This window comes from Ammoniphilus soli (assembly GCF_040813775.1).
Genome location: NZ_JBEGDL010000037.1, coordinates 1 through 14,816 on the forward strand (window position 1 = coordinate 1; position 14,816 = coordinate 14,816).

General features: G+C 40.2%; 14 protein-coding genes. 8 read left to right on the plus strand and 6 right to left on the minus strand.

The window, feature by feature from the left end; all coding sequences use genetic code 11:
* From ABLT31_RS32360 to gltX, 5 genes are all read left to right on the plus strand, one after another.
* The coding region (locus ABLT31_RS32360) for a (Fe-S)-binding protein (RefSeq protein ID WP_367759500.1) at positions 1-470 on the plus strand (470 nt) is incomplete at its 5' end.
* A 175-nt stretch (positions 471-645) separates the two neighbouring features.
* Positions 646-2,064: an aldehyde dehydrogenase family protein gene (locus ABLT31_RS32365; RefSeq protein ID WP_367759502.1), complete on the plus strand. Its 1,419-nt coding sequence runs from the start codon at positions 646-648 to the stop codon at positions 2,062-2,064.
* A 28-nt stretch (positions 2,065-2,092) separates the two neighbouring features.
* Positions 2,093-3,439: a 4-aminobutyrate--2-oxoglutarate transaminase gene (gabT, locus tag ABLT31_RS32370; RefSeq protein WP_367759504.1), complete on the plus strand. Its 1,347-nt coding sequence runs from the start codon at positions 2,093-2,095 to the stop codon at positions 3,437-3,439.
* A 182-nt stretch (positions 3,440-3,621) separates the two neighbouring features.
* On the plus strand, positions 3,622-5,679 hold the full coding sequence (locus ABLT31_RS32375) for a methyl-accepting chemotaxis protein (RefSeq protein ID WP_367759506.1): 2,058 nt from the start codon (positions 3,622-3,624) through the stop codon (positions 5,677-5,679).
* Positions 5,680-5,756: 77 nt separating this feature from the next.
* A complete protein-coding gene (gene gltX, locus ABLT31_RS32380; protein WP_367759508.1) occupies positions 5,757-7,208 on the plus strand; it encodes a glutamate--tRNA ligase in 1,452 nt (483 codons plus the stop codon).
* 360 nt (positions 7,209-7,568) lie between these two features.
* Here gltX and ABLT31_RS32385 read toward each other — a convergent pair whose 3' ends face one another.
* Both ABLT31_RS32385 and ABLT31_RS32390 read right to left on the minus strand, forming a co-directional pair.
* The gene (locus tag ABLT31_RS32385) at positions 7,569-7,904 is read right to left on the minus strand and encodes an MmcQ/YjbR family DNA-binding protein (protein ID WP_367759510.1); all 336 of its coding nucleotides are present in this window, start codon (positions 7,902-7,904) and stop codon (positions 7,569-7,571) included.
* Between the two features lie 369 nt (positions 7,905-8,273).
* The gene (locus ABLT31_RS32390; protein WP_367759512.1) at positions 8,274-9,533 is read right to left on the minus strand and encodes an MFS transporter; all 1,260 of its coding nucleotides are present in this window, start codon (positions 9,531-9,533) and stop codon (positions 8,274-8,276) included.
* Between the two features lie 742 nt (positions 9,534-10,275).
* On the opposite strand from ABLT31_RS32390, the gene ABLT31_RS32395 reads away from it, so the two are divergent.
* From ABLT31_RS32395 to ABLT31_RS32405, 3 genes are all read left to right on the plus strand, one after another.
* Positions 10,276-10,551, plus strand: a complete 276-nt coding sequence (locus ABLT31_RS32395) for a hypothetical protein (RefSeq protein ID WP_367759514.1) — start codon at positions 10,276-10,278, stop codon at positions 10,549-10,551.
* A gap of 142 nt (positions 10,552-10,693) precedes the next feature.
* Entirely contained in the window at positions 10,694-10,828 is a 135-nt protein-coding gene (gene yhfH, locus ABLT31_RS32400) for a protein YhfH (protein WP_367759516.1), read from the plus strand.
* 40 nt (positions 10,829-10,868) lie between these two features.
* The gene (locus ABLT31_RS32405) at positions 10,869-10,997 is read left to right on the plus strand and encodes a hypothetical protein (RefSeq protein ID WP_367759518.1); all 129 of its coding nucleotides are present in this window, start codon (positions 10,869-10,871) and stop codon (positions 10,995-10,997) included.
* A gap of 580 nt (positions 10,998-11,577) precedes the next feature.
* Here ABLT31_RS32405 and ABLT31_RS32410 read toward each other — a convergent pair.
* The 4 genes from ABLT31_RS32410 to ABLT31_RS32425 all read right to left on the minus strand — a co-directional run bounded on the left by ABLT31_RS32410 (position 11,578) and on the right by ABLT31_RS32425 (position 14,618).
* A complete protein-coding gene (locus ABLT31_RS32410; RefSeq protein WP_367759588.1) occupies positions 11,578-11,892 on the minus strand; it encodes an MFS transporter in 315 nt (104 codons plus the stop codon).
* A gap of 44 nt (positions 11,893-11,936) precedes the next feature.
* Positions 11,937-12,422: an acyl-CoA thioesterase gene (locus tag ABLT31_RS32415; RefSeq protein ID WP_367759520.1), complete on the minus strand. Its 486-nt coding sequence runs from the start codon at positions 12,420-12,422 to the stop codon at positions 11,937-11,939.
* A 104-nt stretch (positions 12,423-12,526) separates the two neighbouring features.
* Positions 12,527-13,438 carry an alpha/beta fold hydrolase gene (locus tag ABLT31_RS32420; protein ID WP_367759522.1) on the minus strand — a complete coding sequence of 304 codons (912 nt, stop codon included), beginning with the start codon at positions 13,436-13,438 and terminating at the stop codon, positions 12,527-12,529.
* Positions 13,439-13,706: 268 nt separating this feature from the next.
* A complete protein-coding gene (locus ABLT31_RS32425; protein ID WP_367759524.1) occupies positions 13,707-14,618 on the minus strand; it encodes an alpha/beta fold hydrolase in 912 nt (303 codons plus the stop codon).
* Positions 14,619-14,816 lie beyond the last annotated feature (198 nt).

Below are 14,816 nucleotides of genomic sequence, written 5' to 3' on the forward strand. Positions count from 1 at the left end.
CCTTCAAGCATGAATATCCGGAATTTGGCTTAGAAGCGGAAGTGTATCATCATACTGAAGTCATCTTCAAGTTAATCCAAGAAGGTCGTATCCAACCTACTAAAGAGGTAAAAGAAGCAATTGCCTATCACGATTCTTGCTATATCGGCCGATATAATAACATTTTTGATATTCCACGACAAATCTTAAAATCCATTCCTGGAGTCAATGTGTTGGAAATGGAGAGAAACAAGCAGGATGCCATGTGCTGCGGAGCTGGTGGCGGCAATATGTGGATGGAAGAGACCCAAGGGAAACGGATTAACATTGAACGAACAGAGCAAGCCCTTCGACTAAGTCCAACGACGATTGGAAGCAACTGTCCTTATTGCTTAACCATGATGAGTGATGGAACCAAAGCCAAACAAGTGGAAGGACAAGTAAAAACTTTGGATATTGCGGAGATTGTGGAGCGTTCTTTAGCAGGATAATATGCGATCTAAGGTTTTACCTCGGGGTTCTGTAGAAAAAGGGATGATGTGAAATAGCTAGTTATTTTACTTATTATTCAGTAACGAAGTTGTGATTCTAGTAAATTTCCCTTTTGAACATCATAGTATCTACCTTTTTAATTATGAATGAATATGGAATGTGAGGTCAAATGATATGAAAAAACATCTGTTTATTAATGGGGAATGGATAGAAGCAAAACAGTACCATGCTCTGTATAGTCCATATAACGGGGAACAAATTGCAGAAATTCCTTTTGCCAATGAATTCGAAGTGGAAATGGCCATTGAAGCAGCGGAAAATGCAAAGACATTAATGGCCAAAATGCCGGCACATCAACGGGCAACTATATTGGAGAACCTAGTCAGACTGCTGGAAGAAAATCAAGATGAATGTGCTCGTCTCATTGCACTGGAGGCAGCGAAGCCTTGGACAACGGCAAAAGGGGAAGTTGCACGGACCATCATGACCTACAAATTTGCAGCTGAAGAAGCGAGGCGCATTCATGGCGAAACCATTCCGATGGATGCAGCCCCAGGTGGGGAAGATCGGGTGGCCTTTACGATTCGTCAATCCTTAGGAGTGGTAGCGGCGATTACTCCATTTAATTTTCCGATGAACCTGGTTGCGCATAAAGTGGGGCCTGCCATTGCAGCAGGAAATACGATTGTGTTAAAACCTGCAACGCAAACGCCTTTGACTTCCCTGTATCTGGCAGAGTTATTGAAAAAAGCCGGACTGCCTAATGGAGCTTTGAATGTGGTAACGGGAAGCGGCAGTAAGGTAGGAGAACAATTAATTCAAGACCCACGGGTAAAAGTGATTACTTTTACCGGCAGCCCAGCTGTTGGTATCGGGATCAGAAATAAAGCCGGACTGAAAAAAGTCACGCTTGAACTCGGTTCAAATTCAGCTCTTATTGTGGATCAGGGAGTGGATATCGATTCGATCATCCCTCGAGCCGTGACGGGTGCGTTCGCATTTGCTGGCCAGGTTTGCATTTCCTTGCAAAGGGTGTATGTTCACGAAGAGCTTTATGATTCGTTTGTGGAGAAGTTTGTGGCGCAAACCCAAACATTAAGACTTGGAAATCCGCTTGATCCTGAAACGGACGTTTCGGCGTTAATCAGTCCTAAGGATGTCGAACGCTCTCTACAATGGATTGAGGAGGCCAAACAATCAGGTGCAGCGGTTGCTATTGGCGGTGCTGCACAAGGGAATATTCTACAGCCAACGGTTCTACTCAATGTAAGTCCGAAAGCAAAGGTTTCTTGTCAGGAAGTCTTTGCTCCGATTGTATTGATTAATAAAGTCTCCAGCGTACAAGAGGCGATTGAATATGTAAATGACTCCCGATACGGCCTACAGGCGGGGATTTACACCCCGAGCGTGGCAACAGCCTTACAAGCAGCAGAGTCATTAGAAGTGGGTGGGGTTATGATCAATGATATCCCAACCTTTCGTGTCGATCACATGCCTTATGGCGGGGTCAAAGAAAGTGGGGTCGGACGTGAAGGTTTGAAATACGCCATAGAAGAAATGACAGAAATGAAATTGGTATGTTTTAAGAAATAGCAATAATCTATGAAAAGGGGTAGAAAAAATGAAAAAAACAGCTGGAAGATATATTAATTTAACCATCTCCATTCCTGGACCGAAAGCCTCCGCGTTGTTGGAAAAGAGAAAGACAAATGTCCCTCAGGGCGTATCCAATTCAGTTCCGTCTTTTGCTGCCAAAGGAGAAGGCGCACTTCTTACCGATGTTGACGGTAATACCTTTATTGATCTTGCAGGAGCCATCGGGACATTGAATGCCGGCCATTGTCCGCCCAAAGTGGTTGAAGCCCTTATTGAACAGATCCAAAATTATATTCATCCCGGTTTTAATGTGATGATGTATGAACCTTATATTAACTTGGCGGAGAAGTTAAATCAAATTACGCCGGGGTCCCATGCGAAGAAGACATTCTTTTTGAATAGCGGAGCAGAAGCCGTAGAAAATGCAGTGAAATTAGCTCGAAAATTTACCGGTAGAAAGGCGATTATCTCCTTTGACCGTGGATTCCATGGACGAACCTTATTAGCGATGTCTTTGACTAGCAAAGTCAAGCCGTATAAGTCCGGCTTCGGGCCATTTGCACCGGATACCTATAAAATGCGATATCCGTATTATTACCGGGCACCACTAGGTGTAAGCACGGAGGAGCTCGACCAGCTTGTATTAAATCAATTAGAGGAGTTTTTCTTATCCGAGGTACCTGCAGAAGAGGTAGCGGCGATCATCATGGAGCCTGTACAAGGGGAAGGTGGATTTGTTGTTCCTTCAAAGACATTTGTACAAGGGGTGAAAAAAGTATGTGAGAAATACGGCATCTTATTTATTGCCGATGAAATCCAGACCGGATTTGGGCGGACAGGGAAAATGTTTGCGATGGAGCATTTTGATATCGTGCCGGATATGATGACCATGTCTAAATCGATTGCGGCAGGTCTGCCTATCAGTGCCGTAACGGGAAGAGCAGACATTATGGATTCGGCAGCGCCAGGTGAAATTGGCGGAACCTATGGGGGAAGTCCATTAGGGTGTGTATCAGCTCTTAAGGTCATTGAGATGATGGAAGAAGAGGGGCTTCTGGACAGAGCACAGGTCATCGGCCAGACGATTATATCCCGTTTCGAGAAGATGAAGGACCGATTCCCATTCATTGGAGAAGTCAGAGGATTAGGTGCGATGTGCGCAGTGGAATTAGTGAAAGATCAAGCAACGAAGGAGCCGAATAAAGAGTTAACGGCACGGGCTGTTCAAGAATGCTACCGCCGAGGAGTGATCGTATTAAGTGCCGGATTGTACGGTAACGTACTGCGCTTCCTATCTCCATTGGTCATTACGGATGATCAATTAATTGAAGCTTTGGACGTTATTGAAGAAGTTTTGGCTGATCTCGTCTAGTTAATCCCTGCTAAACTTGCTTATATTATTTGATATAAGCAGGTTTATGGAGTGTTTAACACTCTACTTCTCCTAACAAGTGGAAGAGGTTTTCATCTCCATCCCAGTTTGAGGGAGCGTTAGCTCCCTCTTTTTTTAGGATGAAAAATCAGAGTATTAAAATTGAGTAAACATTATAGAGAGTGGATGTGGATAAAGTGAGGCTTAAAAGTATTCAAATGAAAATCATGATTCTTATGATTCCCATCTTAAGTATTCTCCTCATTGTCTTAGTGAGTCTCGCTTATCTTCAGTCTAAAAATCTATTGACTCAACAAATTCACCAAACGATGCAGAAACAAGCTGAGTCCGTTTTGAGCAAGACAGAAAATCACTTGCTTGCACATAGTAAACTATTACAATCGTTGGCAAAAGCTATAGAACCGATTTCTACTTTTTATTCGCTTGAACAATATCAATCTATTTTGAAGAATTCTCTAGTAGCGAATGAAAATACTCTCGGTTTAGGGGTTAACTTTGAACCTGAAAAGTATAAGAGAGGTACTATTTATTTTTCTACTTATGCGTACCGGAATCAAGGTGCCATCGAAATCACTCAAGAGTTTAATAGTCCCTCCTTTGATTATCCGAACCAAGAGTGGTATCAACTTGGCAAAACAATAAAGCAAACCTCGGTACCCTTATTTACTGATCCATTTTATGATGGAACCATAAATATGACCTTGGTAACGGCCGTTTCTCCGTTTTTTGATCAAAAGGGAAATTTCTCAGGTGTAGTTGTTGGGGATGTTACCCTAGAATATATCCAGAATTTAATAAGTGATATTAAGGTAGGGAGTTCTGGTTGGGCATTTCTACTAGAGCAAAAAGGGACTTATATTGCCGGTCCTGATACAGAACTCATCATGAAAACAAAGATAACAGAGCATCCTAATTCCTCCTTATCTACTTTGGGTAAAGATATATTAAATAAAACCCAAGGTACAGGAGAATTTAGTACAGAGAAGGGGAAGAATATCGTCTACTTTATGACATTACCTTCTACTCATTGGAAATTAATTTTGGTAGTTCCTGAATTAGATCTTATGGGACCCATTAATGAATTATTAAGCAGACTCATTTTCATCAGTTTGATCGGTCTTGTTATCATTGTGTTTACAATCTACTTGTTCACAAAATATCTTTCTAGAAGAATAATAACAATCAATGGATTGCTGCTTGAAATGGCGAAAGGAAATCTTATCCAGCAAGCAGCTGTAGATAGTGAAGATGAGTTTGGTCAAATGGCTCAATCCTTTAATACCATGAACCAGAATTTTCGGTCCATGATTTCACAAGTTACGAATTTAACAGATCAGGTAGCGGCTTCTTGTGAACAACTATTGGCAGGTGCTGAAGAAACCGGAAAAGCAACTGAACAAATCTCTTTTGCAATCCAGGAAGTAGCAACAAGAAGTGATGGACAAAATACACAACTAGAGAATGCGAAACATTCTATAGCTGAAATTGCTGAGGGTATGAGTCAAACCACAGCTGCTATTCAAAAGTCAGCTGAGTACGCAAGCACAGCGAATCAAAAGGCCATAGCAGGAAACCATGCTATTGATAATGCATTAGAGCAGATGAGTGTGATTGAATATACATCCAAAACCGCAGCAGAAATGGTATATCCCTTGGGGGAAAAGTCCAAAAAGATTGGACGTATCGTCTCTATAATTACAAATTTATCTAACCAAACCAACCTACTTGCTTTAAATGCAGCAATAGAAGCCGCACGAGCAGGAGAGCATGGGCGAGGATTTGCTGTTGTTGCTGATGAAATAAGGAAATTAGCTGAACAATCTAATCTCGCAAGCAAAGAAATTGGCCATCATATTGTGGAAATTCAGGCAGGAATTTTACAAGCTGTACAATCCATGCAAAATGGAACTGATGGGAGCATTAAAGTCGAACAAGCAGGAGAGTTGTTCCGAGATATTAACTATATGATTTCTGAAATCTCAGCTCAATCTGAGGGTTTATCGGCCATTGTCAAACAGATAAATGATGGTTCGCAGACCATAGTAACATACGTTGAAGAAATATACACCCTTTCCCATCAAACCGTAGAGAACACTCAAAATGTGGCTGCTTCAGCACAGGAGCAAAATGCGGCAATGGAGGAAATTTCCTCAGCAGCGAAGCAATTAACACGAATGGCAGAGGATCTTAAAGTATCTATACAGCAATTTATCGTATAACAAAGTTTTCAAATTGATTCTTTAATAAAAGCTGAAATGGAACAAAACCAATGATCAATTTAAAGGGGATGGAGAATTTGTCTATACGTGTCCGTTTTGCACCCAGTCCAACAGGGCATTTACACTTAGGTGGTGCTCGCACCGCATTGTATAATCACTTATTGGCTAAAAAGTATGGAGGAAAGTTCATTATTCGGATTGAGGATACGGATCAAACACGAAACGTGGATAGAGCGGATATTGGGTTTTTGGAAAACCTGAAATGGTTGGGGTTGGATTGGGACGAAGGTCCGGATATCGGGGGAGAGTACGGTCCTTATCGCTGTATGGAGCGTTTGGATATCTATAGAAGATACGTAGATCAGCTGCTCGCGGAGGGGAAGGCTTACCCTTGCTACTGCACGGAAGAAGATCTGCAAGCTCAACGGGAAGAATCCCTCCTGCATAATCAAACCCCAAAATATAATGGACATTGCTGGCATTTAACTCCTGCTCAAAAAAGCATCTTCGAGCAGGAAGGGCGTTCCAAAACGATTCGATTTCATGTTCCGGAAGGTCAAACCATCGCCTTCTGTGATGAAGTTCGGGGGCGGATGCACTTTCAATCGGATGAGATTGGAGATTTTATTGTGGTGAAATCCGATGGGATCCCTACTTATAATTTTGCGGTTGCGGTGGATGATCACCTAATGGAAATTACTCACGTGATACGAGGAGAGGAACACATTTCAAATACGCCTCGGCAGCTCTTGATTTATGATGCTTTTGGTTGGGAAAAGCCGCGGTTTGGACATTTGCCGTTGATTTTAAAACCGAGCGGAAAAAAACTTTCCAAACGGGATGAGTCGATTATTCAGTTTATTGAGCAGTATCGTTCATTGGGCTTTCTTCCGGAAGCAATGAATAATTTTCTCGCTTTGCTCGGATGGTCACCAGGAGGAGAGAAAGAACTTTTTACAGACCAAGAATTGATTCAAGCTTTCTCACACGATCGAATCCAAAAATCCGGGGCGATTTTTGATAAAGCAAAGTTGGATTGGATGAATCACTACTATATCAAACAAGCGGATCAAAAAAGATTAATAGATCTAGCCATTCCAATTTTAAAGGAACAAGGTCTACCAGCAGACACCCTCGATAGGAAGTGGATGGGGGACTTGATTACTCTTTATCAGGAACGCTTGTCACATGTAGGGGAATTGGCTAAGCTGGCCGAGCCGTTATTGAAAAGGGACATCGAGTATAATGACCAAGCGGTTCAAGTATTAAAAGAAGACCAAGTCCGGTTAATCATAGATGCTTTCTTTTCGAAAGTGAAAGAGGTACACCTTTGGAGCGGAGAAAATATCGCCATACTCATGACGGAAATTCATAAAGAGACAGGATTACGAGGACGCTCTTTATATTTGGCGATTCGTGCTGCGGTATTAGGGGAAACCCAAGGGCCCGATCTCATTCAGTGTTTGTTTTTATTGGGCAGAGACCAGGTGATAAGGCGCTTGCAAAAACTATCATTCATTATTGAATGAAAAGTTTAAATCTGGTGTTGAAGCAGTTGGAGGTATTTTTTTATCGGATGTTCCAGTCGAAGAGGTAGCAGCGATTATAGCAAGAGGTATTTGCTGACTTGGCCAAGTTAAATATTGCTAGACCGGCTTATTTAATTAATAAGCCAGTCTCTGGAGTGTTTAACACTCTTACTTCGATAGTTGTGAAGGGCTTGACAAGTACTCCAGATAATCCTATCTATTGGAGAGGCGACTCTCCTTTTTTTATTTGATTTATTTATATATGACCGGGAAGTGGGGGGATATCTGGAAAGTGGAGAGCTATTCTCCATCAAACAAATCGATAGAGAAGCTTCCTGTAAAGCTTGGAGTATCAAAAAATCATTTTTTTGCTTTCGTTAAATTATAACTTTGTCTTATCATTTCGTATATCTCTTCCTCTGGAATGGTACCGTCCAGAATAATAGAGTTCCAATGTTCTTTATTAAGATGGTATGCCGGTACTACAGAATTGTAAATTTGACGCCAGAAATCAAGATGACCAGGTTTACACTTTACATTGATCCAAATATGCTCATCTTTTTGAAAGATCCATGCAAAAACTTTCTTGTTTTCTTTGTGCCGCATCAATGTCCAATTTTTATCACGAAACGGATAATCTTCATACGTGTTTTCCAATTTCAAACAGTATTCAATAGCTTCCTCTCTCAGTTTCATTGTTTACTACTCCTCCAACACCGGAATATGCAAAGCTTTCTTAAGTTAAGCCGCACCGTTAGATTAATTATAGTTCCAACAAACATCATAATTTTACCATAAAATCCAATGGTCCTCTATGTTAATGATTTGGAAAAACAGAAGAAAGCGGCGTCAAAATCCTTAACGCCGCTTTCTGCATTACAGTACATTATTGGATAAAATCTAAAATATCATCAATAAATCTTTTCGGTAGATTGGAAATTTGTTTTGACTGTGAACTTGATGTGTTAGTAGGCAGTATAATTCCCCTTTTGGAGAAGTATTATTAATTAATTTTACACAAGTCAGAAAACTATACATGTATTTAGGCTAATTAATTCAAGCCAATTAGTTTGCCAATCGTGTAATAGTCTCAGCCTGCATTTGTTTTTGTTTAGCTTTAGGACCTGTCTCCTCAATAAACATTTGTAAGAATATACTTCCAAGTGTCGGGATGGTAAAAATGAGCATTACTATCTGCATCGACATTCCGAGATTAAGCAACGCCTGGAAAATCGCAGGAACGAAGAAAGCAGGTGACCAGGCACATGCAAGTATGATTGCAAACGCTGCACCAATAAAGGAAGGATCGGATTTCGAAAGATCTAGCGAAATCATTGAGTAGTATACAAAATAACCAACGGAACCTACCCCAAATAGAAATGCGCCTGCTAGAACAACATAATAGTTGTCCATGAATATTATCAACATCGCACTGAAAAATATAAGAATTAGTGAAGATAGACCTATTATTTTTCTTCGTCCCAGGGCTGTCATGATTAAACCGCAGATAAAGCCAAATGAAGCGGATCCTATTGGGCTGACGCCAGCCAACTTGGAAGAGGCTTCTTTGCTCATACCGTGTTCCAACTCAAGAAAAGCAGGTAAGTAGTCCATAAATGCTATGCTAGTAATCCCCACTCCAATTATAAGTACACACGTCTTCAAGATGATTTTGTTCTTTACGACCCGCGCTAGACCCATTTTGCCAACTTGGCTATCTGCTTGTTCTGCAGCATTTGCTTTTTCGCTGCGTTTCGGTTCTCTGAGAACGAATATTGAAATAACGAAAAGTACGGCCGTAATAATACCATAGAAGCCAAGAGTAGCCTGCCAGGTATGCATAAAACCAAGTACAGGTAGGGTAAAGTAAAAACCCGCTGAAACCCCAAGAGTGCTTATCGAAGTACGCGCACCCAGCCAAGCAGGCTGTTGTGTCCTTGGAATCCACTGTGCCACGATAACACCAGGAAGTGGAAAATATAATCCATAACCAATACCAACGATAACTCTTGCGATCAGGTGCAGTACAAAGTTGTCTCCTGAAAAGAAAGCCATGACACCGCCTATTGCTACCATTGCCAATGAAATGACCGCAGTCCACTTGGCACCAATTTTTTCAATAAATACGCTTCCAACAAAGACGGAAATAACTGTTGTCGCATAAATTGCAGATAATAAATACCCAGTCTGACCTAAATTCCAATGTGATTCCTCAACAATTGTCGTCATAATTGGTGCGGGCGCAACCAGAATAATGCTCGTCAAAAAAGTCATAATCATCGCGAATACACCATTTAAATAACCTGTAAATGTCGCCTTTTCCATTTATTTCCCCCCACTCTCTTAAATTAAGATAGAAATCCAATATTTCCTTATAGAACATTACCAATTTGCGAATCTATCTTTACAGCCTTGTCTCTAAATTAATTAGTATTATATCGTCCTTCTTTTATTATTGCTTTCTAATGCCCTCCTTTATTCGCCATTTAGTGCTTCCTCCTTTCACTATTAGTATACATGCAATAATTATACCAACTGTTTTTCTTCACAAATCATAATGTTTAGACCCCTTTTATTTTCATGACAATAGCGAAAATGATATATATAGTAGCGGATTTACCATTGCGTTTATAACAGTCTTATTGATTATTATATAACACTTACTTAAAAGAATACAATTATGAACTAGAAAACGTGAAATTTTAATGAAATCAGATGGATTCCAGGATTTCCTAAATATAACCGTTGTTTTCTATATCTTTTTTGCTATTGCAAAAAAGGATATCTTATAACAAAAATGCAATGTTATAAGTGGTTTACCAATGTCAGCGTTACAAAAACCCAGATTCAAGGAACTCAATCATGGAGAATGTGCGGGAACACCTATTTTTAAAAAAACTTGAGGACCGTTTTGACTTTTCTTTGCTACTTACTCAATCCGGTATTATGAAGTAGTGGAACACCGTCTTTATTAGAATTTATGGTTTGGCACGTTTATTGCATTTGAGTTTGTATAGATAGGTAATTAATTATAGAAAAAATAATTTTATATATCGATCAAATTAAATTGAAATGTGAAGAAGGGAGGAATATATCTGGTGGTATCAAATATTTTTTGGATAAAACTGTAAAATGGAAACTGAAAGATGGGGTAGAAAAAATGGACTTAAAATTTACTGAGAAAAATTGTAGAGGGTGCCATGTTACATTATCAGAATTTGAATCCAACGAATATAAAACCCTCTGCATCGATTGTTATCGAGAAGAAAACGAAATCGTATCCAAAACCAAAGCTCGTACGCTAGTAAGAACGAAAGGGAAGAGATTTATTCTATCTGCATAAAGCAAACAGGAATGGGGTAATGGTGACAAAGAGGTTTGTCTTCTGTACAGAGAAAAACTTGGATCTTGTTCCTTTTCATAAGCGCTGCATTTTGCTACCTGTATCGTATTGTTTCTTCAAATAAATCATGGAGGGAGTAAAGATGACAGATAACCTTGATTTTTATAAGAATATACCGAAAAAAGAGTGCGGTAAATGCGGTGAATATTTTGAAGAGCAAGCAGAATCTTATAGTCATGAGTGTGAGAGTTGCTTCAGACATAGAGAAGAGTTGTAAGGTGCTTTAATAAAATATTTTCTAAACAGGAGGAGAAAAGATGTATATGTGTCGTGAGTGTTTTGGACAAGGTCTTATTCATTTTTCTGGCGAAATAGTAAAATGCATTACATGTCAAGGATCTGGAGAAATAGAAATCCCTGAAGAAACAACCCTTGATGTAATATAGGGACTAGGAAGGGTAATTTTATCTAATCATGCACTTCTTTGTAAAATATCCAACTTTACCCCTATTGTCAGGGAGTATATGATTCTCCCGGCTTTTACAAACCCTTGGAGAGGATTGCTATGTTAGATACGAAAAAGAGCTTGTGCTTTTCATATAACGATCCTGAAATCGTGAAACGACTCGGTACCATATACTTGAGATTTAATGCTCTTAACAACACATCGAAACAAAGTAAGAAGAACCGATACACAAAATGTTGTTGAATCTTTCGAGGATCAAGAGCGGAGGAGTGCTGTAATGGCACTCCTCTTTTTTGATGAATAAAGGGATTAGAAAGAATACCATTCAGTAGATTTGAATGCCACTATCTGTAACATGGGCTGTTGTGCATGTAAGATCTACGATGATTACGAAAATGGTTTATTTCAGGAATTCCATAACAGAATCATTAAACTTCTTATAAGCAGTCTGGTTGAGGTCATGGCCTCCAAATTCCTCCGCGGTAAAACGAACTAACTTACAATTTGGGATTGTCTTGGAAATCCAATCACCGCACTCTGGTGTCGTGCAGTTACTGATATCACCAATAAGATAAAGAACAGGAACTTTTATCAACGGGAAAATCAATACCAGGGGCAGTAGGGAACATCACAACAAACAGTGAAAATACACTGATATAATACACATCAAATGCACGAGTCCAATTTCCATCAGCAGCCCAAAAAACCGCGAAAAAGGAAGAAACCAAGATGCCTACTGTACACATTGCATCGCTCCAGCCACAAACCTTGCTACGCATTTTTTCTGGAGTAATTTCAGCCAGGATAGCGTAATTTACTGCGGGGATACTACCTGCAGCAAACCCGGTCAATGAAGAACCGATGATGGCAAGGATTCTACCCGCTTATTGGCATGTTGAACGGTATCAATCTCTTTTGATTATTTCGGTTGGGTACAAATATTTTTTTTTCGCTGTTTGCGGATTTCCTGACGTTGAGGTGCGGTCCGGTACAACTCCTTTTCAAATTCGCTTTCGGGTAAAACCGGGGGAACGGGCACACTCTTTCCCTGTTCATCTACAGCTACCATCGTAATGAAGGAAGTAGCTGTTAGCAGCTTTTCTCCTGTTTGCAAATTTTCCGATGATACCTGGGCGAAAATCTCCATCGATGAACGACCTGTATAGGTTACAAACGCTTCTACAGAAATGGCATAGCCTCTCTTTACGGGATGAAGAAAATCAACAGAGTCAAAAGAAGCGGTAACGACAGCCATTTTACAATGTTTCATGGCGGCAACGGCGGCACCCTCATCGATATAAGCAAGGATTTTTCCGCCAAAGATATTGTCATAATGGTTTGTATCCGGAGGTAGGACAAGCGATGTACGAATAGTCCGGGACTGACTGGCAGGTACTGGATTCATGATGATGAACCTCCTCAAACGTAATGATTTTAGAAAGTGTTATACCGTGTGGTTACAGATAGCGGTTTCAAATCTACCGAATGGTATGAAATTGTTGATGTAATTTATTTCAGGAATTCCATAACAGAATCATTAAACTTCTTATAAGCAGTCCAGCAGAGATCATGGTTTCCAAATTCCTCCGCGGTAAAACGAACTAACTTACAATTTGGGATTGTCTTGGAAACCCAATCATTGCACTCCGGTGTCATGCAGTGACTGAGATCACCAACAAGATAAAGAACAGGAACTTTTATCAACGGGAAAATGCCACGCCAGTCAAGCCAGAGGTGGTCACGTATAAGGTCTGCTAGGAATTGACCATGTGCTTTGTCAACTTTCGGGCGCTCCGGCATTAATGCCATTTTTTCGGCATAATTATCCGGAAGCGAAGCAGAAGTTTCCGGTGTTACATAATTATACGGACGTTCAAAATAAGTCTCGGCCACAGGCCAACCATCGTCGAAATTTCTACTATATACGTGATGAATATGCCATATGTCTAAGTGATTGCCACCATATTGGAGGATTTCTTCCTTAGAATCATAGGGGTTTGCAGACAAGTAAGGTGGTTCATCATCAAAAACAAGTTTATTAATCTTATCCTGACCAAACAGTTCAATATAACCCCATATAACAGCGCATCCCATAGACCAGCCAATCAAATTAACTTTGGGTGCATTCAAGGATGCAATAAATTCATGAAGATCAGCAGACAGTCTGAATATATGGGCACCATGTGCTGGTGCATCAGAAAATCCATGACCACGCATCTCAAGTACGTAGACAGAAAAATTATCTGTGAATGCAGGAGCATTCAATGCATATCCATCAGCCATACAACCAAAAGCAGGGACAAAAATTAGTGGCATACCACTTCCTTTATGAAGATAACGGATTTTTACTCCGTCATTTGCAACGAAATAACCTTCAGTAAAACCTTGCATCAATGGATTTCTTGTGTATGGCGTGCTCATATTAATTCCTCCATAATTACGTTTTCATAAAAATAGGTCCGCGAGAATCAATTTTGCTTTTCTGCGCCATGGTTAAAACAGAACCATAGCTGGAGTGATGGTGTTCATTCCGAGACTAAGCAACATCCAACTAATAATAATACCAGGGACAGTAGGGAAGACCACAACGAACAGTGAAAATACACCTATTAGTATGCTGGCACCCATAAAAATCTTCATCTAAACTGGCTGTTGTGTATGAAAGATCTACGATGATTACGAAAATCGTTTATTTCAGGAATTCCATAACAGAATCATTAAACTTCTTATAAGCAGTCTGGTTGAGGTCATGGCCTCCAAATTCCTCCGCGGTAAAACGAACTAACTTACAATTTGGGATTGTCTTGGAAATCCAATCACCGCACTCTGGTGTCGTGCAGTTACTGATATCACCAATAAGATAAAGAACAGGAACTTTTATCAACGGGAAAATACCACGATAGTCAAGCCAAAGATGGTCACGTACTAGGTCTGCTAGGAATTGACCACGTGCTTTGTCAACTTTCAGGGACTCCGGCATTAATGCCATTTTTTCGGCATAATTATCCGGGAGAGAAGCTGAAATTTCTGGTGTTAAAGGAATTTCAGGACGCTGAAAATATGTCTTGAGTACAGGCCAACCATCGTCAAAATTCCTACTATATACGTGATGAACATGCCATATGTCTATGCGATTGCCACTGTATTGGAGGATTTCTTCCTTAGAATCATAGGGGTTTGCAGACACGAAAGGCGGTTGATCATCAAAAACAAGTTTATTAATCTTATCCTGACCAAACAGTTCAATATAACCCCATATAACGGCGCATCCCATAGACCAACCAATTAAATTAACTTTGGGTGCATTCAAGGATTCAATAAATTCGTGAAGATCAGCAGACAGTCTGAATACGTGGGCACCATGTGCTGGTGCATCTGAGAATCCATGCCCACGCATCTCAAGTACGTAGACAGAGAAATCATCTGTAAATGCAGGTGCATTCAATGCGTAGACATCAGCCATGCCACCAAAAGGAGGGACAAAAATTAGTGGCATACCACTTCCCTTATGAAGATAACGGAGTTTTACTCCGTCATTTGCAACGAAATAACCTTCAGTAAAACCTTGCATCAATGGATTTCTTGTGTATGGCGTGCTCATATTAATTCCTCCATTCCCTTGGATGGTGACCCAAAGATCCAGTTATTATTGCTACTTGTCCTAGTTAAATCTAAATTGCTTTGCATTGAAGTGACTCCTTTGTTATATATTGTTATCCTTATCCTTTTTATAGGTTATACTAACTAATCCACACCTCCGTTTCTTCTCAGCACTTAATTATCTAGCAATTATCATGCC

What these genes read in the sequence shown, in the direction of transcription:
- ABLT31_RS32365 (WP_367759502.1), top strand. Translation starts at nt 646, where the DNA reads ATGAAAAAACATCTGTTTATTAATGGGGAATGGATAGAAGCAAAACAG.
- gabT (WP_367759504.1), top strand. Translation starts at nt 2,093, where the DNA reads ATGAAAAAAACAGCTGGAAGATATATTAATTTAACCATCTCCATTCCT.
- ABLT31_RS32385 (WP_367759510.1), bottom strand. Translation starts at nt 7,904, where the DNA reads ATGAAACTGAGAGAGGAAGCTATTGAATACTGTTTGAAATTGGAAAAC.
- ABLT31_RS32390 (WP_367759512.1), bottom strand. Translation starts at nt 9,533, where the DNA reads ATGGAAAAGGCGACATTTACAGGTTATTTAAATGGTGTATTCGCGATG.
- yhfH (WP_367759516.1), top strand. Translation starts at nt 10,694, where the DNA reads ATGACAGATAACCTTGATTTTTATAAGAATATACCGAAAAAAGAGTGC.
- ABLT31_RS32405 (WP_367759518.1), top strand. Translation starts at nt 10,869, where the DNA reads ATGTATATGTGTCGTGAGTGTTTTGGACAAGGTCTTATTCATTTTTCT.
- ABLT31_RS32415 (WP_367759520.1), bottom strand. Translation starts at nt 12,422, where the DNA reads ATGAATCCAGTACCTGCCAGTCAGTCCCGGACTATTCGTACATCGCTT.
- ABLT31_RS32420 (WP_367759522.1), bottom strand. Translation starts at nt 13,438, where the DNA reads ATGAGCACGCCATACACAAGAAATCCATTGATGCAAGGTTTTACTGAA.
- ABLT31_RS32425 (WP_367759524.1), bottom strand. Translation starts at nt 14,618, where the DNA reads ATGAGCACGCCATACACAAGAAATCCATTGATGCAAGGTTTTACTGAA.